22 protein-coding genes and 1 other RNA gene are annotated in these 20906 nt (G+C 48.3%); 17 read left to right on the forward strand and 6 right to left on the reverse strand.

Translation table 11 applies throughout. The features are described 5' to 3' along the window. Nucleotides 1-30: 30 nt before the first annotated feature. The 4 genes from E5C26_RS05480 to amtB all read left to right on the forward strand — a co-directional run bounded on the left by E5C26_RS05480 (nucleotide 31) and on the right by amtB (nucleotide 5533). The gene (locus tag E5C26_RS05480) at nucleotides 31-1806 is read left to right on the forward strand and encodes a SmdA family multidrug ABC transporter permease/ATP-binding protein (RefSeq protein WP_135315396.1); all 1776 of its coding nucleotides are present in this window, start codon (nucleotides 31-33) and stop codon (nucleotides 1804-1806) included. After that, nucleotides 1799-3577 (forward strand): SmdB family multidrug efflux ABC transporter permease/ATP-binding protein, encoded by a 1779-nt coding sequence (locus tag E5C26_RS05485; protein ID WP_135315397.1) that lies wholly within the window; start codon nucleotides 1799-1801, stop codon nucleotides 3575-3577. The genes E5C26_RS05480 and E5C26_RS05485 overlap by 8 nt, the downstream gene beginning before the upstream one ends. A 294-nt stretch (nucleotides 3578-3871) precedes the next feature. Continuing rightward, the gene (gene glnK / locus E5C26_RS05490; protein WP_003850469.1) at nucleotides 3872-4210 is read left to right on the forward strand and encodes a P-II family nitrogen regulator; all 339 of its coding nucleotides are present in this window, start codon (nucleotides 3872-3874) and stop codon (nucleotides 4208-4210) included. 36 nt (nucleotides 4211-4246) lie between these two features. Beyond that, on the forward strand, nucleotides 4247-5533 hold the full coding sequence (amtB, locus tag E5C26_RS05495) for an ammonium transporter AmtB (protein WP_135315398.1): 1287 nt from the start codon (nucleotides 4247-4249) through the stop codon (nucleotides 5531-5533). A 90-nt stretch (nucleotides 5534-5623) separates the two neighbouring features. Here the strand turns inward: amtB and tesB are convergent, their stop codons facing one another. After that, nucleotides 5624-6487, reverse strand: coding sequence for an acyl-CoA thioesterase II (tesB, locus tag E5C26_RS05500; RefSeq protein WP_135315399.1), 864 nt, complete (start codon nucleotides 6485-6487; stop codon nucleotides 5624-5626). Between the two features lie 230 nt (nucleotides 6488-6717). Between tesB and E5C26_RS05505 the strand changes: the two genes are divergently transcribed. Continuing rightward, entirely contained in the window at nucleotides 6718-7209 is a 492-nt protein-coding gene (locus E5C26_RS05505) for a YbaY family lipoprotein (protein ID WP_135315400.1), read from the forward strand. Between the two features lie 65 nt (nucleotides 7210-7274). Here the strand turns inward: E5C26_RS05505 and E5C26_RS05510 are convergent, their stop codons facing one another. Further along, nucleotides 7275-7589, reverse strand: a complete 315-nt coding sequence (locus E5C26_RS05510; RefSeq protein ID WP_135315401.1) for an MGMT family protein — start codon at nucleotides 7587-7589, stop codon at nucleotides 7275-7277. 156 nt (nucleotides 7590-7745) lie between these two features. Between E5C26_RS05510 and ffs the strand changes: the two genes are divergently transcribed. Further along, nucleotides 7746-7842: signal recognition particle sRNA small type (gene ffs, locus E5C26_RS05515), an RNA gene on the forward strand. A gap of 12 nt (nucleotides 7843-7854) precedes the next feature. On the opposite strand, the gene E5C26_RS05520 is transcribed toward ffs, so the two are convergent. Beyond that, nucleotides 7855-8052, reverse strand: coding sequence for a hypothetical protein (locus E5C26_RS05520; protein WP_135315402.1), 198 nt, complete (start codon nucleotides 8050-8052; stop codon nucleotides 7855-7857). A gap of 399 nt (nucleotides 8053-8451) precedes the next feature. Between E5C26_RS05520 and E5C26_RS05525 the strand changes: the two genes are divergently transcribed. The 10 genes from E5C26_RS05525 (at nucleotide 8452) to E5C26_RS05570 (ending at nucleotide 16348) form a co-directional block, all read left to right on the forward strand. Continuing rightward, complete coding sequence (locus tag E5C26_RS05525) at nucleotides 8452-8721, forward strand: DUF1471 domain-containing protein (protein ID WP_135315403.1); 270 nt, start codon at nucleotides 8452-8454, stop codon at nucleotides 8719-8721. A 208-nt stretch (nucleotides 8722-8929) separates the two neighbouring features. After that, a complete protein-coding gene (locus E5C26_RS05530; protein ID WP_135315404.1) occupies nucleotides 8930-10177 on the forward strand; it encodes a beta-propeller fold lactonase family protein in 1248 nt (415 codons plus the stop codon). Between the two features lie 54 nt (nucleotides 10178-10231). Next, nucleotides 10232-11290, forward strand: a complete 1059-nt coding sequence (locus tag E5C26_RS05535) for a DUF4331 family protein (protein ID WP_135315405.1) — start codon at nucleotides 10232-10234, stop codon at nucleotides 11288-11290. A gap of 45 nt (nucleotides 11291-11335) precedes the next feature. Then, nucleotides 11336-12190, forward strand: coding sequence for a DUF4198 domain-containing protein (locus tag E5C26_RS05540; protein WP_167796612.1), 855 nt, complete (start codon nucleotides 11336-11338; stop codon nucleotides 12188-12190). Beyond that, the gene (locus tag E5C26_RS05545; protein WP_135315407.1) at nucleotides 12187-12759 is read left to right on the forward strand and encodes a HupE/UreJ family protein; all 573 of its coding nucleotides are present in this window, start codon (nucleotides 12187-12189) and stop codon (nucleotides 12757-12759) included. Before E5C26_RS05540 ends, E5C26_RS05545 begins: the two co-directional genes overlap by 4 nt. An 18-nt stretch (nucleotides 12760-12777) precedes the next feature. Beyond that, nucleotides 12778-13104, forward strand: coding sequence for a cupin domain-containing protein (locus tag E5C26_RS05550; RefSeq protein ID WP_135315408.1), 327 nt, complete (start codon nucleotides 12778-12780; stop codon nucleotides 13102-13104). 69 nt (nucleotides 13105-13173) lie between these two features. Next, a complete protein-coding gene (locus tag E5C26_RS05555) occupies nucleotides 13174-13749 on the forward strand; it encodes an ester cyclase (protein WP_167796613.1) in 576 nt (191 codons plus the stop codon). Between the two features lie 121 nt (nucleotides 13750-13870). Next, a complete protein-coding gene (locus tag E5C26_RS05560) occupies nucleotides 13871-14164 on the forward strand; it encodes a hypothetical protein (protein WP_135315410.1) in 294 nt (97 codons plus the stop codon). A gap of 210 nt (nucleotides 14165-14374) precedes the next feature. Beyond that, complete coding sequence (locus E5C26_RS05565) at nucleotides 14375-15877, forward strand: 8-oxoguanine deaminase (RefSeq protein WP_135315411.1); 1503 nt, start codon at nucleotides 14375-14377, stop codon at nucleotides 15875-15877. 192 nt (nucleotides 15878-16069) lie between these two features. After that, nucleotides 16070-16348: a hypothetical protein gene (locus E5C26_RS05570; protein ID WP_206194240.1), complete on the forward strand. Its 279-nt coding sequence runs from the start codon at nucleotides 16070-16072 to the stop codon at nucleotides 16346-16348. Nucleotides 16349-17400: 1052 nt separating this feature from the next. Here E5C26_RS05570 and E5C26_RS05575 read toward each other — a convergent pair. The 3 genes from E5C26_RS05575 to E5C26_RS05585 form a co-directional block, all read right to left on the reverse strand. Continuing rightward, a complete protein-coding gene (locus E5C26_RS05575; protein ID WP_135315413.1) occupies nucleotides 17401-18009 on the reverse strand; it encodes a helix-turn-helix domain-containing protein in 609 nt (202 codons plus the stop codon). 530 nt (nucleotides 18010-18539) lie between these two features. Further along, on the reverse strand, nucleotides 18540-18998 hold the full coding sequence (locus E5C26_RS05580; protein WP_135315414.1) for a hypothetical protein: 459 nt from the start codon (nucleotides 18996-18998) through the stop codon (nucleotides 18540-18542). Next, a complete protein-coding gene (locus E5C26_RS05585) occupies nucleotides 18988-19917 on the reverse strand; it encodes a winged helix-turn-helix domain-containing protein (protein ID WP_167796614.1) in 930 nt (309 codons plus the stop codon). The genes E5C26_RS05580 and E5C26_RS05585 overlap by 11 nt, the downstream gene beginning before the upstream one ends. Before the next feature lie 334 nt (nucleotides 19918-20251). Between E5C26_RS05585 and E5C26_RS05590 the strand changes: the two genes are divergently transcribed. Further along, entirely contained in the window at nucleotides 20252-20878 is a 627-nt protein-coding gene (locus E5C26_RS05590; protein WP_135315416.1) for a helix-turn-helix domain-containing protein, read from the forward strand. Nucleotides 20879-20906 lie beyond the last annotated feature (28 nt).

The raw sequence follows: 20906 nt of genomic DNA on the forward strand, positions 1-20906 counted from the left end.
TAAAAACATTACATCCTGGAATAAAACCGCGTGAGATTATTTGCTCAAATCGGCTGGTATTTCCGCCGCGAGTGGCGTCGCTACCTCGGTGCGGTGGTGCTGCTTGTCATCATTGCCATACTGCAACTGTTGCCGCCCAAGCTGGTGGGGATCATTGTGGATGGCGTCACCGAAAAACAGATGTCCGGCGGCGTATTAATGGCATGGCTGGGGCTGATGCTCGGCACCGCCGTGGTGGTCTACCTGCTGCGCTACGTGTGGCGGGTGCTGCTGTTTGGGGCGTCCTATCAGCTTGCCGTGGAGCTGCGTGAAAACTTCTACCGCCAGCTTAGTCGTCAGAACCCAGCCTTCTATCTGCGTCATCGCACCGGTGATTTGATGGCGCGCGCTACCAATGACGTCGACCGGGTGGTTTTCGCCGCCGGTGAAGGAGTGCTGACGCTGGTGGATTCGCTGGTGATGGGGTTGGCGGTGCTGGTGGTGATGAGCACTCAAATCAGCTGGCAGCTCACTCTGTTGTCGCTGATCCCGATGCCAATCATGGCGATCGTCATCAAGTACTACGGCGACCAGTTGCACCAGCGTTTTAAATCAGCGCAGGCGGCATTTTCCAGCCTGAACGATCAGGCGCAGGAAAGCATGACGAGTATTCGCATGATCAAGGCGTTTGGCCTGGAAGATCATCAGTCCAATCAGTTTGCTGAAGTGGCCGCCCAGACCGGCGCCAAGAATATGCACGTGGCGCGAGTGGATGCCCGTTTCGATCCGACGATTTATATCGCCATCGGTACCGCCAATCTGCTGGCTATCGGCGGCGGCAGCTGGATGGTGGTAAACGGTACCCTGACGCTGGGCCAACTGACCAGCTTTGTGATGTACCTCGGTCTGATGATTTGGCCGATGCTGGCGCTGGCCTGGATGTTTAACATTGTTGAACGCGGCAGCGCGGCCTATAGCCGTATCCGCAGCCTGCTGGATGAAGCACCGGCAGTGACGGACGGCGAGCAAGCGTTGCCGGCTGGGCGTGGCAATCTGGCAATCGACATTCGCGCATTTCACTATCCGGGAAATACCCAACCGACGCTGCACGATGTGGTGCTGAAACTCGAGCCAGGGCAAATGCTCGGCCTGTGTGGCCCGACCGGTGCCGGTAAATCGACGTTGCTGTCACTGATCCAGCGTCAGTTTGATGTTGATGACGGCCAGATTAGTTATCAGGGGTTGCCGCTAACCCAGGTGAAACTCGACGATTGGCGTTCGCGGTTGTCCGTGGTCAGCCAGACGCCGTTTTTGTTCTCGGACAGCGTGGCGAACAATATCGCGCTCGGTAACCCAGGGGCGACGCAGGAACAAATTGAGCATGCAGCCCGCCTGGCCAGCGTGCATGAAGATATTTTGCGCCTGCCGCAAGGCTATGAAACCGAGGTGGGGGAGCGTGGGGTGATGCTTTCCGGTGGCCAGAAGCAACGTATTTCCATTGCTCGCGCCCTGTTGCTGGACGCGGAAATCCTGATCCTCGACGACGCGTTGTCGGCGGTGGATGGCCGGACCGAGCACCAGATCCTGCACAATCTGCGCAGTTGGGGGCAAAACCGCACGGTGATTATCAGCGCGCACCGGCTTTCGGCATTGACCGAAGCCAGCGAAATTCTGGTCATTCAGCACGGCGGCGTGGCACAGCGTGGTCAGCATGCTTCCCTGGCGGCTCAACCCGGTTGGTATCGCGAGATGTATCGCTATCAGCAACTGGAGGCGGCATTGGATGAGGCTCCGGAAAGTGGCGAGGAGAGTGAAGCCAATGAATAAGATGCAAAAGCTGTGGCCGACGCTGAAACGGTTGCTGGCTTATGGCTCGCCGTATCGCAAACCGTTGGGGCTGGCGGTGTTGATGTTGTGGGTCGCTGCGGCGGCGGAAGTCGCCGGGCCGATCCTGGTCAGTTACTTTATCGATAACTATGTCGCCAAGGGCCAGTTGCCGCTGACTATCGTCTGTGGGCTGGCGGCAGCCTATATTCTGCTGGAGTTGTTGGCGGCGGCGTTGCACTATTTTCAGGCGTTGCTGTTTAACCAGGCGGCTGTCGGGGTAGTTCAACGGCTGCGAACTGACGTGATGGATGCCGCATTGCGCCAACCGTTGAGCGCTTTTGATACTCAGCCAGTCGGGCAGTTGATCTCGCGGGTGACCAATGACACCGAGGTGATCAAGGATCTGTACGTGATGGTGGTGTCCACGGTGCTGAAAAGCGCGGCACTGATTGGTGCCATGCTGGTGGCGATGTTCAGCCTCGACTGGCGTATGGCGCTGGTCGCTATCTGTATTTTCCCGGCGGTATTTGTGGTGATGGGCATTTATCAGTACTACAGCATTCCGATTGTGCGCCGGGTACGTAGCTATCTGGCGGATATCAACGACGGTTTTAACGAAGTGATTAACGGCATGGGCGTGATCCAGCAGTTCCGCCAGCAGATCCGCTTCGGGGAACGCATGAGTGCCGCCAGCCGTTCGCACTATACTGCGCGTATGCAAACGCTGCGCCTGGACGGTTTCCTGCTACGGCCGTTGCTCAGCCTGTTTTCGGCGCTGGTGTTGTGCGGCTTGCTGATGTTGTTCGGCTTCAGCGGTGAGGGGGCTGTCGGTGTTGGTGTGCTGTATGCCTTTATCAACTATCTGGGGCGTCTGAATGAGCCGTTGATTGAGCTGACGTCGCAGCAGTCGATTCTGCAGCAGGCGGTGGTGGCTGGTGAGCGTATTTTCGAACTGATGGATCGCGACCAGCAGAGTTACGGTACGGATGATCGTCCGCTGGAGAGCGGCCGTATTGATATTGACGACCTGAGCTTTTCCTACCGCGATGACAAAAAGGTGCTGCAGCATATTTCGCTGTCGGTGCCTTCACGCGGTTTCGTGGCGCTGGTCGGCCATACCGGCAGCGGCAAGAGCACGCTGGCTAACCTGCTGATGGGCTATTACCCGGTCGATCATGGGGAAGTGCGTCTCGACGGACGGCCTTTGGCCAGTCTTTCCCACTCTACCTTGCGCCAGGGCGTCGCCATGGTGCAGCAGGATCCGGTGGTGATCGCCGAATCGGTGCTGGCCAACGTGACGCTGGGGCGCAATATCAGCGAAGAGGCGGTCTGGCAGGCGCTGGAAAGGGTGCAACTGGCTGAGTTGGTTCGCTCTTTCCCTGAAGGTATTCACACCCGGTTGGGCGAGCAGGGTAATAACCTGTCGGTGGGCCAGAAACAGCTATTGGCAATGGCCAGGGTGCTGGTGCAGGCACCGCAGATCCTGATCCTCGACGAGGCCACCGCTAATATTGACTCGGGTACGGAACAAGCGATCCAGCGGGCGCTGCGTTTGATCCGCGAGCACACTACGCTGGTGGTGATCGCTCACCGCTTGTCGACCATTGTTGATGCCGATTCGATTTTGGTGTTGCACCGCGGTCAGGCCGTCGAGCAGGGGAATCATCAGCAACTGCTGGCGCAGCAGGGGCGTTACTACCAGATGTATCAACTGCAACTGGTTGGCGAAGAGCTGGCAGCCGCCAACCGCGAAGAAACTCAAACTGCATGATCTATGAGGCCGCTTTCGCGGCCTCTTTCTTTTCCAACCACGCACCACAAACAGGCATCGCTGCGTTTTAAATCCCTTTCTCTGCACTCTTTCGACGCGTCACGCACCAAAATAGTGCGCAATATTTAATCAATTCTCTGTGCGATAGCCTGCCATCGGTTAGCGGCGTTGCATTACACACCAGCCTGGCCGGTTAATTTGCTGAATCAGCGGACAAATCCATTTATGGCATAGCCTTTGCTTTATAAGACTCGTACCAGGGGTGAGTTTGGGCTTAATTCGTGGAGGGGCAATATGAAGCTGGTGACCGTGGTGATTAAACCATTCAAGCTGGAGGACGTGCGTGAAGCCCTATCCTCTATAGGTATTCAGGGGCTGACCGTAAGCGAAGTAAAAGGCTTTGGTCGCCAGAAGGGGCATGCTGAGCTCTATCGTGGAGCCGAATACAGCGTCAACTTCTTACCTAAGGTAAAAATCGACATCGCTATCGCTGACGATCAGTTGGATGAAGTGGTTGATGTCATTAGTAAAGCGGCCTACACCGGCAAAATCGGTGACGGCAAAATTTTCGTTGCCGAATTGCAACGTGTCATTCGTATTCGCACCGGCGAGACAGACGAAGCAGCACTGTAACCACAGGCTCAGTTAAGTAATGGGGATGGATTGATAATGAAAAAACTTTTATCCATGTTGGGCCTGAGTACGGTAACCATGGTTCCTTCTTTGGCCCTGGCCGCTCCGGCGGTCGCAGACAAGGCGGATAACGCCTTCATGATGATTTGCACCGCTTTGGTGCTGTTCATGACCCTGCCGGGTGTCGCTCTGTTTTACGGTGGTTTGCTGCGTTCCAAAAACGTGCTCTCCATGTTGACCCAGGTCACCGTCACCTTTGCTCTGGTGTGCGTACTGTGGGTACTTTATGGCTACAGCCTGGCTTTCAGCGAAGGTAACGCCTTCTTTGGCGGTTTCCAGACGGCGATGCTGAAAGGCATTGGCATCGACAGCGTCACCGGGACCTTTAGCCAGATGATCCACGTGGTGTTCCAGTGTTCGTTCGCCTGTATTACCGTTGCGCTGGTGGTGGGCGGTTTTGCCGAACGCATCCGCTTCTCTGCGGTGGTGATCTTCGCGGCTATCTGGTTCACCATTTCTTACCTGCCGATTGCCCACATGGTGTGGGGCGGCGGTTTCCTGGCCGCTGACGGCGCGCTGGACTTTGCCGGCGGTACCGTGGTGCACATCAATGCCGCCAGTGCCGGTCTGATTGGCGCTTATCTGTTGGGCAAGCGTGCCGGTTTCGGTAAGGAAGCCTTCAAACCGCACAACCTGCCAATGGTGTTTACCGGGGCTTCGATCCTGTACATCGGCTGGTTCGGCTTTAATGCCGGTTCTGCCAGTGCGGCGAACGGCATTGCGGCATTGGCGTTCCTCAATACCGTGGTGGCCACTGCCGGCGCTATCCTTTCCTGGACCTTTGCCGAGTGGATTGTTCGCGGCAAGCCTTCACTGTTGGGCGCCTGTTCCGGCATGATCGCCGGGCTGGTTGCCATCACGCCGGCTGCGGGCACCGTGGGCGTTGGCGGGGCGTTGATTATCGGCCTGATTGGCGGCATTGCCGGTCTGTGGGGGGTGGTCACGCTGAAGAAATGGCTGAAGGTCGATGACACCTGCGATGTGTTCGGTGTGCATGGCGTGTGCGGTATTGTCGGTTGCCTGCTGACCGGGGTATTCACCTCGGCCTCGCTGGGCGGCACCGGCTACGCGGAAGGCGTCACCATGGGCCATCAGGTGTGGATCCAGTTGTTGAGCGTGGTGATCACGCTGGTGTGGTCTGGCGTGGCGGCCTTTATCGCCTTTAAAGTGGCGGGGGCCATCGTCGGTCTGCGCGTCCCGGAAGAGCAGGAACGCGAAGGTCTGGACGTCAACAGCCATGGCGAGAGTGCCTATAACCAATAAGCCTTGAAGAAGGGCAGTGCGCTAAATAACTAGAAAAATAATGATGATAGAAAGGGCGATGGAGACATCGCCCTTTTCTTTGGCCTGCGTTTAGGCTTCGCGCTGGCGGATCACGCCTTCCTGTACGGTGGTGGCTACCAATACGCCGTCACGGGTATAGAATTGGCCGCGTACAAATCCACGGGCGCCGGAGGCGGAAGTGCTTTCCACCACGTACAGCAGCCAGTCATCCAGGCGGAACGGACGGTGGAACCACATTGAGTGATCGATGGTCGCCACCTGCATGCCCGGCTCCAGGAAACCGACGCCGTGTGGCTGCAGCGCGGTTGGCAGGAAGTTGAAGTCGGACGCATAGCCCAGCAGGTACTGATGGATACGCAGGTCGTCCGGCATGGTGCCGTTGGCGCGGAACCATACGTAGCGGTGCGGATCCTCCACGCTGCCTTTCAGCGGATTGTGGAATTTGACCGGACGCATCTCAATCGGTTTCTGACCGATAAATTTCTCACGCACCTTGTCCGGCAGCATATGCGACAGCTTTTGGGCAATCTCTGACTCAGACATCAGCCCTTCTGGCGGTGGCACATCGGGCATAGTGTTCTGGTGTTCAAAGCCTTCTTCCGGACTTTGGAAAGAGGCGGTCATGTAGAAGATCGGTTTGCCGTGCTGAATGGCGCTGACGCGGCGGGCGCTGAAACTGTTGCCGTCGCGCAGAGTTTCCACGTCATAAATAATGGGCTTACTGCTGTCGCCCGGACGCAGGAAATAGCTGTGGAACGAGTGGACGCTGCGCTCCGCAGGCACCGTTTGCTTGGCGGCGTACAGTGCCTGGCCCACCACCTGGCCGCCGAAAACCTGGCGTAACCCCAGATCTTCACTTTGGCCGCGGAACAGCTCTTCTTCAATTTTCTCCAGATCCAGCAGATCGAGGAGGTTTTGCAGTGCCTGGCTCATAAAATTACTACCCTTTTAATAATCATTTTGCGCAGTGTGCGGAATATCACGGTAAGACGTCAATATATTGCGTTATGGCACAGAGAAAATTGACTGAATGCTGAGCGTTATTAGAGGGCTAAGTGATTAATAGGCAGGACTAAATGGATTTTTCAGTGTTTTGTGCTAAGTTTAATAGGTGCGGTGGTGAAAGCCACTAACATGTTGATAATAAAAAAGGAGAGCGATCCATGAAACTCTGGCAAATCGTAGGTGGAGCAGCAGCATTGACCATCACCCTGGCGGGCTGTGCCCAAAAGAGTGCGAATGTGCCTGTACCAACAGCGGGAAACCCGGCGATTGCGCAAACGCAGATTCAGGGCCCGGCGGTGACTGGCTCGGTTAACATTCGCCAGCGTATTGCGCTGCCGCCGGATGCAGTACTGACCGTCACGCTCTCTGATGCCTCGCTGGCGGATGCTCCGTCTAAAGTCATAGCCCAGCGTGCGGTTCGCACCGAGGGTAAACAGGCACCGTTTAATTTTGTTCTGCCGTACAACCCGGCCGATATTCAGCCTAATGCACGCATCATCCTGAGTGCGGCAATTACGGTAAATGGGCAGATGACCTTTATTACCGATACGATCCAGGAAGTGGTCAACCGTAACGGCACCCGTGCTGACCTGGTAATGGTCCCGGTGCAGGGCGTTGCGGTTCAGGCAGCCCCGGCAACCATGCCGTAAGCCGGCAGCACTGAAACAGTAAACTATCAACAGCCTTTGCGCTCCGGCCAAAGGCTGTTTTGTTATTACCAGCGCCAGCCGTAAACCCGCAGATCGACCGTGCTGTGCGTGCCGAAGATAATCCCCTCCTCAAGCAAGGCCTGGCGTTGACGCTGGAAGTCCTCTCCCTGCTGTGAAATTTGGCCGTGGCGGTTAATCACCCGATGCCAGGGCAGGCTGCTTCCTTCAGGCAGGCGCCTTAATACGCCGCCGACCTGACGCGCCGCACGCGGCGAGCCGGCCAGCCGTGCCACTTCGCCATAGGTCGTGACTTTGCCATAGGGAATGGCGGCTATCACGTGGAACACGCGTTGGCTGAATGAGGCATCTTCTGGCTCCATTTCTGTTTTCCTGCTGCGGCAAAAACCAAGGATGAAAGTGTGCCACAGTCGAGGTGGGTAAGAAAACAGCGGTTGGCCCCGGTTGGCTTGCTATTTGGCTGGCCATCACCGATAATGCCCACCGCTTCAGAGTACAGAAGCCGTCAATGGGGGCCCTGTTGGTTCTCCCGCAACACTAACTTGTGAACTCGGTCAGATCCGGAAGGAAGCAGCCGTAGCAGGTGACGTGTGTGCCGGGATGTAGCTGGCAGGGCCTCCACCAATTTTAGAAACTGACCAGGTAGACCGAAGGCGTGAGCACCGTTTTGTGCATCACTCGGGCTGCTAACCGGTTCTCAGCCAACCCAACCCAACCCAACCCAACCCAACCCAACCCAACCCAACCCAACCCAACCCAACCCAACCCAACCCAACCCAACCCAACCCAACCCAACCCAACCCAACCCAACCCAACCCAACCCAACCCATCCCAACTCGTTTCTATACCTTTTTCTCGCGCTATATCGCTGTTTATGTCGAGCTGCCAATGGGGTTCCGTTTAGCGGCCTGTAGGCGTTTTTTTAAGTTTAGTGCTTTAGTTATTCCATCCCCAGTCATAATCGTGGTTCAATCATCTGCATTTAAATCGATTAGTGGTTTTTTATTTTTAAGTTTAATCGATAGTTGAATGTGCTACTTATTTGTTATAACCCTACTTAATTTAGATTATTCATCCGTTGGCTTTTTTGTTTTTTGTCTTATCGATCTGAATGTTTTTTAAATGTTTACCCTGTGTTGCAACCTTGAATTTATGTGGCCTACTATATTAATGCATGCTTTATGCAATAATTTACTTTGGCACATTTTATAAAAGGGTATTGTCATGACTAATAAATTAATTATCTCTGCCGTACTTTTAGCCACCAGCTTTAGTGTTTTGGCCGCTAAAGAAATTCGATCGTCCGAGATGGCAAACATGAAAGAGAAGATAGGGGAGATATCTGTTGATGTTCGTGAAGGGACAATTGATGAAGCTCTCCAGGCGGTATCTAAAAAGGCCGATGAAAAAGGGGCAACTTACTTCCATATTACTTCAATTGGCAAGAGTGGGATGGGATCTGACGTTTCAGCAACCGCAGAAATTTACAAATAATAATCCGTTGTTCAAACTTTGTAGTCATAGTGAAATAATATTGATGCTATTTTTTAAAGGCGCCAGCAGGTAGTTGGCTGGCGGCCGTTTATTTTTCTATTTTCCTATCGTTTATCTTAATGTTTTGATGTGTTGTAAATTTGTGTATTCGTAATTTTATCAATGTGAACACAAAAATTAATTTATCATTTCACTGGGGATATTCTGAATGAAAGATTATAAAGTAAGCGTCAGTGCTATGCTGGCAGTATTAACCCTGTCGGGTAGTGCATACGCTGCATCTGAATTCAGCGGGCATCATGTCTATGTGAATACCAATGATGTGGCCAATAAAGTCATTCATTATGCACAGACAGTTGATGGGCAGTTAACGGAAATAAGTCGGCTGCCGACATCAGGGCGAGGCACTGGGGGATATAAAGCGCTCACCAACCAGGTTTCGGCACCCGATGATATTGTCAGCGCTGGAGCTGTAGCACTGAGTGATGACCATAAATGGTTGTTTGTGGTTAATGCCGGCGATAATAGTGTTTCAAGTTTTAGTATTGGGGATAATGGTGAACCGCACTTTGTTGACAGAAAATCGGCGGGGGAGAATAGTGGGGTAAACTCAGTATCCTATAACGATAAAAAGAATGTGTTGTATATCGGACATTCTTTTGGTCCCAGCCATATTACGGTGTTTAAAGTCAATGAAGGTAAACTTTCTTTAATGCCTGGAGCCAGTACCGTGAATACGCTCGCAATGAGCGATCGTGTACTGACTCAAGTGCAGCTCGATCCCTCCGGAAAATTCCTTCTGGCGAATGTGCTTTATGACAAACGTCCTGAAAAAGTAAATGGAAAGTTTCGCCTCTGGCCATCAAATAAATCTGAGAAGAATGCTCTGGCTGTCTTCCCGGTTATGAATGACGGCAAACTTGGGGAGCCACGATTCTTTGATGCGGGGGGGGAATCTCCTTTTGGCCTGCGGTTTATCGACGGTGGAAAAGGGGATTTTGTTAATACGCTGGATCAGGATCCCGGCTTTGCCGTTCTCAGCCATCTCAATGAGGATGGCACCATCACTAACCGCTCTATAGCGACCGCGCAAGTCGCCGTTGCGGGAAAAACTGGGGTGGGTGCTTGCTGGGTCAGTTTCTCCCCCGACGGGAAGACGGCCTTTGTCACCGGTTATGACACTGGTGAAGTCGTCAGCTTCAGTATCAATGGAAACCGTATTGCTTTTGCCAAAGGGCGTCAGGGAGTACTGGAAAAGTCAGACCTGTCAAATGAGTCTTCGGCGGTCTCTACCGGAGCTCCCGTTGGCAGTTGGTCATCGAAAAATGGCTATTTCTATCAACTTTATCCAGGTGCAGCCAAATTAGTAGCCTATAAGATTTCCGGTGAAAGTCTCCATCGCCTGGAAAGTTATGCCGTGCCCTTGAATAGCACTCAAGGCATTACAGGTTTCTGATGAATACAAACTGGATCGATTTTTATAAAACAGTCAATTTAACAGGGAAATAAAATGAAAAAGCCGATGAAGACACTTGCCATGGCCATTATGCTGACATTACCTACAGTGAGTTTTGCCAGCCACCATTTTGAATCGGCAGCGGCACTGGCTGATTCAACGATTAACCAACTGGATAACTATGTATTCCAGTCCACAACCAAAGGGAATACCGTTTTCTTGATGACGGTAAACAACTCACCCAAGGCCGGCCCTGGCGGAGTATTCAACCCCAACGCACTGTATAATATTCACGTTGCAAGTGATGATGCTTATAAGGTTGGGCATACCTTCTCATTTAAATTTGATAACGAAGGTAATTTCACTGTCTATGACCTGAACCAGCCGGATGCAGCACCAGGAGTGCTGGGCGATATTATCGGGAAAGGAACTGCGGGCCACTCCATTACTTTGGCTAACGGGATAAAAGTATGGACCGGGAGCGCGGAAGATCCATTCTTTGGTAATTCTCCAGGGTTACATGCCTATCGCGCGCAGCTGGCAGCCGGGAAGCCTTACGATGCCAACGTTTGGACATCAGAAAAAGGAAATAATATTTTCGCTGCGCGCACCAGTGGCGGGATTGTTATTGAAGTGCCGGATGCCATGCTGGGGAAATCAATCAAGGTCTTTATGACTACGGCATTGTCCAAAGGCAGCAGCTGGGAGCAGGTACAGTATTCTGCCAATCCGTTGTTTTCTCACTCGATGCTGTTTGAAAATGAGGCGCTTAAGCGTGAGCATGATCAAAGTCGGCCGGAAAATAGCGCCGATATGAAGAATTTTGTTTCTGCACGTACCGCCCGCGCCAGTTTCCTTGCCAATTCACAAAATAACCCGTTTGCCTATGGTGACAAAGTGGCCGATATGTTGGTACCGGATGTGCTGACATACCGTGTCGGGACGACGGCTCATTACACCATGTCGTCTCGTAATGGTCGTGGCTTGGGTGATGATGCCATGGGCGCGATGTTGTCGTTGTTGGTGGGTAAACCTGTCAATCAGGCCATTGTCGATCAAAAGCGTTATAGCAGTACTTTCCCGTATCTGATCCCTGCGGATCTGAAGAAGTAAGAACCATTATCCGCGCCACATTAGATGTGGCGCGGATTTATATTAATGAGAAATAAAAAGCCCATGAGACCTTTATTCCGTAACAACAGCTGTCATCCGGGAATCTCAGTATTTTCTGCACTGTTAGTGATGTTGTTTTTCATGCGTGGGGCGCTGGCGCACGAATTTTGGATAGTGCCTCATGATCCCGTGATGAAAAGCAATGAAAAGGTCGTGTTCGAACTGCGTATTGGTAGCGGCCTACCGGGTAAAAAAACGGCGCGGATCCCCGGATTAATCAAGACATTTTCGGCGTGGGATACCAGAGGCTCGGTGGAGGTTGACGGGCATGACAACTCTTTTGTGGTTGGGCATCTTGATACCCGGGTATCTGGGGCGACTGTAGCTGGCTTACGGACAAACCAGGCAAAAATCACCCTTCCGGCAAGTGAGTTTGAAGCGTATTTGCATGAGGAAGGTCTGACTAAAATCATCGATATGCGCAAGAAAGAGGGTGAGTCCATTCTTCCCTCAGTAGAGATGTTTTCCCGCTGCGCCAAAAGCATCATTCTGGTCGATGGGGAAAGTAACGGATTCGATCACATCCTTGGCATGCCGCTGGAGTTAATACCACTAACCGACCCATTACATTTCAGTCCTGAGAAGCCTTTTACCTTGCAACTTTTGCAGGATGGCCGCCCTTTTGCCGGGGCGCAGGTAAAGGCGCAGATCCCCGGTACCCAACCCATCAAATTAACCGCGATCACCGATGAGCAGGGGAAGGTGTCCTTTACGCTGCCAAAAACCGGGTTCTGGCTATTCAGTACCGTTGATATGCAGCGTTCCACCGACCTGAATGCGGATTGGGATAGCTTGTGGTCTTCGCTTTCAGTGATGTTGGGACAAGGATATTCGTCATGAAACAAATTTTAAATTCGTTACTGGTGCTGGCAACTACATCGCTGTTTTCCTTTGCCTATGCGCATACCGGCTCTTCAACCGGCTGGTTGCATCCGCTCACAGGCGTTGACCATCTGTTGGCGATGATTGCCGTTGGGGCGTGGAGTGTTCAGCTAGGCGGCCGTGCCGTATGGATAGTCCCTTCGGCTTTTGTCTGTTTCATGTTAATCGGGGGCATTATCGGTTTCGAGCACTTTGAGCTGCCGGCAACGGAAGTCGGAGTTTCGTTTTCTGTGGTGCTACTCGGTCTGGCTATTTACAAACGCAAAATCTTGCCTGTTGCTGTGGCCGCAAGCGCGACAGCACTGTTTGGCATATTCCATGGCTATGCACATGGCTACGAAATGCCGGTTCAGGAAAATAAGTGGCTTTACACCCTGGGTTTTATGGCGATGACGGCAACGTTGCATCTCGTCGGCGCCTTTGGCGCGCATTTCCTGCTTAAAGCAAAATCCGGAGACAGGATCCTGCGTGCGCTTGGGGGCCTGTCCGCGTTGTGCGGAGTCTGGTTAGTCAGCACTGTTATTTAACTATCTAAGGAGATCACTATGTCTGTATCTGATTCCAATACCCTTCACTTTGGCGATGTCAGAATTAAAATTCTGAGCAATAGCGATGAGTTGACCGTTTCCGAGCTGTATTTGCCGGCAGGGGCAGTCGCCAGCATTCATCATCATCCGCATGAAGAGGTCAATTACGTGGTGTCCGGTACGCTGGATTTCATGTGTGACGGAAAAACAACCACATTAAAGGCGGGAGACTCAATGCGGATCCCGCCGAATAAACCCCACAACATTACCTGCTGGACAGAGTCTGATGCCAAGGTAGTCAGTGTCTGGACACCGTCTCGTCAGGATCTCATCAGTAAGCTGTAATCATTAGCCGAAACATACATCACCGAATAGCGGTGATGTATGTTATTTCATCTGGAAAGGAATAAAAGAATGAAACATAAGATGGTTATACTGTCCTCATCAATTCTGACCGCATTGAGTTTACTGTGCTCAGCGCCATCATTGGCGAGTACAGGCAGCATGTCATCGGCTGAGTCCGCTTATACTTTCCCCTCCGCGCCCTCCCTGAAGGCGCATAATTATACTCAGAATGAAATAAAAACGCTGAAGCATTCCGCAGCATTCCATCGCAATTTTTCAAGCCATGTTTTTTCTGCTAATGCGCCTTTAGTTGCAGAGGATCTGAAATGGTACAAAAATGGGGAGCATATTGAAGGGCGCGAAGCCTTTGTTAAAGGTATTTCCAGTTTTGTCGCCATTTTCCCCGATGTCACAATCAGCGATATCTTTACCACGGTTGACGGTAATACGGCGACTGTCCGCTATGTCATTACCGGCACGCAAAGAAATGACTTTAACTCTCCCTGGGGAATGATTAAAGCCACCAATAAAGTGGTACACATTGATGGTATTGAAATTATGACTTTCAATAGCCATGGCAAGCTTCAGGAGTTAACGACCATTGAGGATTTGGATCAGATTAGGGCCCAGCTTATCGGTGAGTAAACCTCACCCATCGGCATAAGATACGCCTGTCTTTTTACGGACCGGCACGGCGGAAATCAGGAAATGACGCATACTCTGTGTGCAGCATCACACACTTGGCATTTTACCCGGAGCGTACCTGATGAATATCCGATCTAAACTGGTTTTAGTGACACTGGCTATGATGATGACAGCACCCAACGCGTTGGCTGCGTGTGATGCGCATAAAGCGGCGCGTAACGCGGCAATGGATGCCACTGTAGGAGTCTCCGGGGGCTGTAATGCCAAAAAGGCCACTAAAAATGCAGTCAGTGACAACCTCAATGTGGGTCATAAAAAAGATAATCTCACTGAAAAGAAAGACAATGTAAAAAGCGGGGCCTCCGATGTCCGTGATACTTCTAAAAAAGTGAAGGATGCTGTTGACGGTAAATGAGGAGTGCTCCCTAAGCCCGAAGTTAACCAATTTCGGGCTGATATATCAATATGTTCACTGATCTGGATTACTGACATTATCCTGTCAACTTTTCTGCTCTTGGGGTGTTCTGAATAATGTTTTCTGCCGCTGGTGGAAAGCATGCCCTGACGTTAAAACCAACGCCGTTTTTGTTTTCAAAGCGTAAGCCCATTTAAATCAGGAGAAGTTATGAAGGACCAAGAACCCGATAAGCTACGTCGTTTATTAGTGAAAATCCCCTTGCTTGCCCCTTTGCTATCCACGCTTTCCGCCTCTGCAAATGAAAAACTGACAGTGTCGCTCAGCGAGAACAAATCTCTGAGCGGGATCCCCGCAAGCGGGAAAACGCTTTTGCTAAAAAATGCCGATAGGGTTGTCACTATGGATAAAGACAGGCGGGAAATTAAAAATGGTTGCATCTTTATCAAGGACAATATGATCGTCGCAGTCGGAACAGAAAATGAAGTGCCTCAAACTGCAGATCGGGTTATCGATCTTAAGGGGCATATTGTTATTCCTGGCTTGATTAATACCCACCATCATATGTATCAGAGTTTGACCCGCGTTGTTCCGGCAGCTCAGGATGGGGAGTTGTTCACCTGGTTGAAGTCGCTCTATCCTATCTGGGAAAGACTTACCCCAGAAATGATGAAGGTGGCGACGAAAACGGCGATGGCGGAACTGCTGCTCTCCGGTTGCACCACTTCCAGCGATCACCAGTATGTTTACCCTAATGGCATTAAACTCGATCACAGCATCGAAGCCGCTCAGCAAATGGGTATGCGCTTCCACGCCTGCCGTGGCAGCATGAGCGTGGGTCAAAAGCAGGGGGGATTACCGCCGGACTCCATTGTTGAGGATGAAAAGTTTATCCTCAAAGACACGCAACGTGTGATTGAGCAATTTCATAATGCAGAGCGCGGAGCCATGGTCCGCATTGTTGTCGCACCTTGTTCACCGTTCTCGGTGAGCGAAGGGCTAATGCGTGATTCTGCGAAACTGGCACGTGCGCACGGTGTTTCATTGCATACCCACCTGGCGGAAAACGTCAGTGATATTGAGTACAGCAAAAAGACGTTCAACAAAACCCCCGCGCAGTACGTGGAAGACCTTGAATGGGTTGGGCACGACGTGTGGCATGCCCACTGCGTGAAGCTTGATGACTATGGTATGAAGCTGTTTGCCCGCACGGGAACCGGTGTGGCGCATTGCCCTTGTTCCAACATGCGGCTGGGTTCCGGCATTGCGCCCGTTCGTCATATGCTGAATGCAGGTATGCATGTTGGGCTTGGCGTTGATGGCTCTGCTTCAAACGACAGTTCAGACATGATAGCGGAAGTACGCCAGGCTCTGTTACTTCAGCGCGTGGGGTTTGGGCCGCAAGCGCTGACCGCGCGTGAGGCGCTGGAAATTGCCACGTTGGGAGGGGCGAAAAACCTGAACCGTGATGATATTGGTGCACTGGCGCCGGGTATGATGGCGGATATCGCGGTATTCAGCCTGAATGGCATTGGCCTTGCCGGCGCGCAGCATGATCCGGTTTCGGCGTTGGTGTTTTGTAATCCCGGCAAGGTGGCATACAACATCATTAATGGGCGTATTGTCGTTGAAAACGGCAAAGTGACTACTGCGGACGTACCGGTGATTATTGAGCAACATAACCGGTTTGCACACCAACTTGCGGCAGGTTAATTCGCGTAAGCCACGCAGCGCGTGGCTTACGGGTTATTGATGGGCTATCGATCACTGGCATACAGCCCCAGATAATTACCACGCTAACTGACGTCAGCCGATGAAGTCTAAATATGGACCAAAATCATCCGTGCCATAAAACACTTCGCTGTTATATAATTCAATTAATATATAACTAAGATGAATGATGCCGTGACCGTGTCCAATTTTACTTTTAGCGTTGACGATAAACTAAAAGCCGCTTTTACGGAGGCGGTAAAGGCTAAGGGCCAGACTGAAGAACAGCTCTTACGTAATTATATGCGCTATGTCATACAAAAGCAGAGAGAATCTGACGAATATGATATATGGCTCAGTAAGCAGGGATTGATCAGCATTGATGATGCCAAACACCAGATCCTTGCAGAGGATAAGACAAAACATGCCGCACGTAGGGAGGAGATTCGCCGTCGTCTAGAGGTGCTAATATAATGGTGTTTTGGTCGAAAATTAAGATCGAGGGCGTATATACATTATCATCCTGGTGATGATAATTAATGTAAAATGTGTTGGTGTGATAATTTTTAATTAAAATGTCAACTCAGTACCTTATAAGTAAATGTACGAACATTTAAAGGATTATCTGTTAGCACTCATAAAATAATGACCATTAACAGCTTCAGAGCATAAAATAAACCAGCTGGCATAACCCTCCATCGGTGTCACTCTCTTCCTACCATACATAAAATTCATGATCTCTCTAAGGGCCTGTTAAGCTTGGCAGAGTGGTTGATGAATGCCCTTCTGTCAGATATTCAATCTGACGGTTTTTTGTCTCCTATATATAATTGCAGTTGAATTGATGAAATAGCCTGTCTTGGTTGATGCCGTGTGTCTTTAATTCTACTCTTGCGGAATAACTACGGCGGGGATTAATTGAATTCCAGCATGCGTTCTTTAACTTAATTTAAAGCAAGCATTTCTAAGATATTAGAATTCTCTGATTTTTTTGATTTATAGATCAATTATATTGATGTCGAGGATTGTTATGATGATAATTGTCTTTAATGAACTGTTGGTTTTAAAGTTAACATAGGGCTTCATGTTATGGATTATCCGTTATTTTTGCTTGCCGTTTTTTTTACATTTACTTCATTTGTGTCTTTTTTACTTCATCTAAAAGAAATAAATAAGAAGCGAATCATCTTGACGAGGGGAGTAAGACGGGTGCGTTGCTATACATAATCAAATACCATCTAAGCAAAATAGACATCTATTTTCGATATCATATCCATTCATATAGGTAGTATTGTGAAGGGAAGTGTACAGATTCATCATTAATATTCAGGCGACAGGTGATGTTCTGCAGCAACATTCCCCATAGGAATGGAATGTTTGATTTTACATGAAGGCGGAGGGCTAGGATTTCTAATGTATTTTTATGCTTGGTAAATGATGGCTGCTAGATTATTCCAATAAAAATACAGGTGCCCAAGCTTATCAGGATTGAAAAAAACCAAGAGAGTATAACCAGATCGAAAATTTTAAAAGTCATTTTTATATCTTACCTTGTAATCAGTGTTATCAGTTAGATGAGTCCTCATCGTTTTTTCTGCCAGTGCCAAATCACTCTTATTTATAACGCCAAGCTTATTTAAAGCGCTTTTTTTATGATGGTAAGTGGTTTTGTTTGATATTTTGTAGATCCTGCTTATGTTATTTATACTCTGGCCAGTAAGTATTCTTTTTAAAACAATTTTTTCCATATTTGTAAGGTGGATATTTGGTGAGAAAAAGCTCCTTGTCTCCAGCATTGTTTTGTTTAAAATAGATGCCAGGTTATCTTGTGTGTCGATATTGTCGATAATAAACTTCATCTTTAGTGTGTCAGTAATAAAGTGGTAATAGTTTTTAGGAACAAGAACCAGTAGTTTTGGTGGTAACCACTTGCGAGCTAATAGCATGGCTAAATTCATATTTGATGTGGCCAAATGCATAATGTAGATGGTGTTAATTTCATTGTCAGGTTCTTTCTGAAGAATCGTCTCGAATGCTGACGAGTCTATTTTAAGGAAAGAATGCCCACTTGATTTTAACCTGGTTTCCAAACCAAAACTAAAAAAATTATCTTCAGTTATAATATATACGGTCACTTTCTATCCCCGAAAGGTTTGTAAAAAAATCACACTTAATGTTAGGATGGAGGTGAAACTTTATGATTTGTTTGCATTCCATATTTATTTACTATAGCTATAGAATGAAAAGGAAACCCCATGCTTATTATGACGGTGATACGTTAAATAAAAGTGAATTATAAGTCGGTATCGGTCTGGTTTGTAGTGAAATAATCTTATTCATCTTTTTCTGCCTGGAGGTGTGAGGAGGCGTATGCTCAGTGTTTCATTGATTAATGTTATCTATATCATTGATATTAATTAGCACCCATCTTAATAAGTTAATCTTTGGGTTGGTTGGTTTTTTAGCACTATGGTAGGGAGTGTAACTTTGAAGATGCTGACAAATTGACATAGACCTGAGGGGATAGAGATAAATTGAGCGGCTATTATAGGTCGATGTTATCAGTGTGGACCGATATGTTCATTTGTAATGAGCATGCAACGAATGAGACCTTTCCCAATCATTGCATTTGCACATTATAATGTGGTTTGAGTTATTATATTGTTTACTCTATCACGCAAACATATGCCGGAAGATCGCCCTCAAGAAAAGTATAAGTATTATCACTTGACTTTACTATATTTACTTCATATCCACGGTTTGGATAAATGAAGAAATCGGCTATCAGTGGTCGCAAAAATTTTATTTTATCTGCTTCCAATGTTGAATCAGAAGAAACCATTAGAACCGTGTCATCTTTTCTCAGATATTTAAAATTGAAATTGATATTTATTCTTGGGAAATAATTACTTTCATCCCGATACTCACTAATCGAGCTAAAGTGTCCTTTTCCTCCATCAAAAGTAAATTTTAGTAAAGTGAAGTAGTTCGCCTTTCCTCTGGTTAGGTATACTTTTGCTCGACAACTAAAGTGATTTTGTTGGTAGTGATTAAAAACACCAACGGATATTGACGATAAAAAAATCAAAAAAAAGATTACACTGAGAATCACTTTAGTCTTCATCTTTTAGCCCTGTATAAAATAGTGAAAAGCAAGTAGACATATCGCTTGGGTTGCTATCGCAGATAATGATAGTTAATTTTGTGTTCGTCGCGTTAGCTGTGACGTATGCAGATTGATTTGGGTTACAGTTAATGTTCATCTCGCTGAAGAATGACAGGTAGCCTTCATTTTTTCGATAGATGTCATTTTTTTGTGAAAAAATCTGGCAATGGTTTACTTTGCCGATCTGTTTATAATTTTTTAAGAGCATATGATTTCTGTTATGCGCCCTATCAAGCACTCCCCAGGTAAGCGTTGTTAATGCCATAAAAAAGGTGATCCATAGCATGTATGTGATTCTATTACTCCTTTTTGGGGGCGATTCTACGTAAGTATTGGGAATGAATTCCACTTCTGCAGCGTTATCATTTTTATTTGTCGGACCCTGTTTTCCTTCATGTGGCGCATCGTCATGTTTTATGGTTTCTTGTGGCGGTTTATCATGATGTTCGTTACCGGGTAAGTTACCGTAAAGCCATGGTTCTGAAGAAATGACTACATTTTCATCGGGTGTATCAATCTCGGCATTTAGTTCCGGGCTGGATGCAACAACATCGGCCATTAATTTAATGCCTTCTTTAGGAACAGTTACGATGATGTCTTCAGTAATACCTGCAATTTTTAGCGACTTCCTAATGATGGATATATTCTGATAAAGCGTATTGTTGGTGACGTATTGCCCATTTTGTTCCCAAACGTGTTTGAAAAACTCTCCCTGACTAACAACTTCCCTGGGTTTCATCAAGAGTAAAATTAAACAGCGACTTGCAGGTACCGTGAGTGTGGTCGCACTACCTGATACATTTATTGGTTTCAATTGACGTTGTTCCGAGTCGTAGAAAACCCTGCTGTTGATAATAAAGCTGTTCACATTTTTCATGCTGGTACCGGACGTCCTGATGTTCATGAGATGACTGACTCATTTGAGTATAAACACATAAAATCAAAAGCTCTTCATCTCAAAAATAAATCTTATTAAAGTTAAATTCATTGTAAATCAATATGATATGCCTGGTTGTTTTCTCTTTATCGGTTGATTAAGAAATGTACTCTGAGTGAATAAGACTATTTCACTACGAATTTATTTTAGCGGCATTTAGAATGAATTTGAGTAAAGGGCAATGTTCCTGCTGGTAGCGAAACATATGCAATTACCATTTTATTTTTTTGCACCTACGTTTGTTCTTCTTTGATAATGTGATTCCGGGGTTAGAATGCGTAAGACAACGAAGATATACCAAGGTTTCAAATTCTCATCTTTTAAAGATGCACTGTCCATAAAAGGACAGGGCATTCGGTTTGAGCCAGGTGAAGAAATTGTGATCCCGACAGGGATGATATATTTCCTGTCACAGGGTGAAATTTCAATTAGTCGACGTGGTACTGAGCATGTGTTATGTAACATGAATCATTGTGTTCCTATTGGTTTAATGGAGCTTTATTATGAAAACGACTCATTGTGCTATCAAGCCGTCAAAGATGTAACCATATGGGCTTTAACTAAAGACCAGTGGGAATCACATCTTCACCAGATGACAAGCTATGCTTCCGATATAACGAAAATGTTGACCTTCATGCTTACATTGGTCGTTGATACTTATCATGAAAGAAGTTCACAGTCTGGTTATCAAATTGTTAAGACAATGCTGCATCGTTACAATCATCATCTTGAAAGTGGCCTTTCGCCAAAAGAAGGCGTTGCCTCATATATTCTTGCCAGAACCAAGCTTTCACGAAGCTATGTTTTCCAGATCCTTTCAGCTCTTAGGTCTGGGGAATATATAACCATAGACGGTGGGAAGTTAGTTGCAATCAACAAACTTCTTCCTGAAAACTACTAACATGCATGACTAAATTATAATGATAGAT

This window comes from Serratia proteamaculans (genome assembly GCF_004684015.1).
GTDB lineage: Bacteria > Pseudomonadota > Gammaproteobacteria > Enterobacterales > Enterobacteriaceae > Serratia > Serratia proteamaculans_F.

Bases quoted from the DNA above. Each gene is read 5' to 3' on its own strand.
- E5C26_RS05485 (WP_135315397.1), top strand. From the start codon at position 1,799: ATGAATAAGATGCAAAAGCTGTGGCCGACGCTGAAACGGTTGCTGGCT.
- glnK (WP_003850469.1), top strand. From the start codon at position 3,872: ATGAAGCTGGTGACCGTGGTGATTAAACCATTCAAGCTGGAGGACGTG.
- amtB (WP_135315398.1), top strand. From the start codon at position 4,247: ATGAAAAAACTTTTATCCATGTTGGGCCTGAGTACGGTAACCATGGTT.
- tesB (WP_135315399.1), bottom strand. From the start codon at position 6,487: ATGAGCCAGGCACTGCAAAACCTCCTCGATCTGCTGGATCTGGAGAAA.
- E5C26_RS05505 (WP_135315400.1), top strand. From the start codon at position 6,718: ATGAAACTCTGGCAAATCGTAGGTGGAGCAGCAGCATTGACCATCACC.
- E5C26_RS05510 (WP_135315401.1), bottom strand. From the start codon at position 7,589: ATGGAGCCAGAAGATGCCTCATTCAGCCAACGCGTGTTCCACGTGATA.
- E5C26_RS05525 (WP_135315403.1), top strand. From the start codon at position 8,452: ATGACTAATAAATTAATTATCTCTGCCGTACTTTTAGCCACCAGCTTT.
- E5C26_RS05530 (WP_135315404.1), top strand. From the start codon at position 8,930: ATGAAAGATTATAAAGTAAGCGTCAGTGCTATGCTGGCAGTATTAACC.
- E5C26_RS05535 (WP_135315405.1), top strand. From the start codon at position 10,232: ATGAAAAAGCCGATGAAGACACTTGCCATGGCCATTATGCTGACATTA.
- E5C26_RS05540 (WP_167796612.1), top strand. From the start codon at position 11,336: ATGAGAAATAAAAAGCCCATGAGACCTTTATTCCGTAACAACAGCTGT.
- E5C26_RS05545 (WP_135315407.1), top strand. From the start codon at position 12,187: ATGAAACAAATTTTAAATTCGTTACTGGTGCTGGCAACTACATCGCTG.
- E5C26_RS05550 (WP_135315408.1), top strand. From the start codon at position 12,778: ATGTCTGTATCTGATTCCAATACCCTTCACTTTGGCGATGTCAGAATT.
- E5C26_RS05555 (WP_167796613.1), top strand. From the start codon at position 13,174: ATGAAACATAAGATGGTTATACTGTCCTCATCAATTCTGACCGCATTG.
- E5C26_RS05560 (WP_135315410.1), top strand. From the start codon at position 13,871: ATGAATATCCGATCTAAACTGGTTTTAGTGACACTGGCTATGATGATG.
- E5C26_RS05565 (WP_135315411.1), top strand. From the start codon at position 14,375: ATGAAGGACCAAGAACCCGATAAGCTACGTCGTTTATTAGTGAAAATC.
- E5C26_RS05580 (WP_135315414.1), bottom strand. From the start codon at position 18,998: ATGAAGACTAAAGTGATTCTCAGTGTAATCTTTTTTTTGATTTTTTTA.
- E5C26_RS05585 (WP_167796614.1), bottom strand. From the start codon at position 19,917: ATGAAAAATGTGAACAGCTTTATTATCAACAGCAGGGTTTTCTACGAC.
- E5C26_RS05590 (WP_135315416.1), top strand. From the start codon at position 20,252: ATGCGTAAGACAACGAAGATATACCAAGGTTTCAAATTCTCATCTTTT.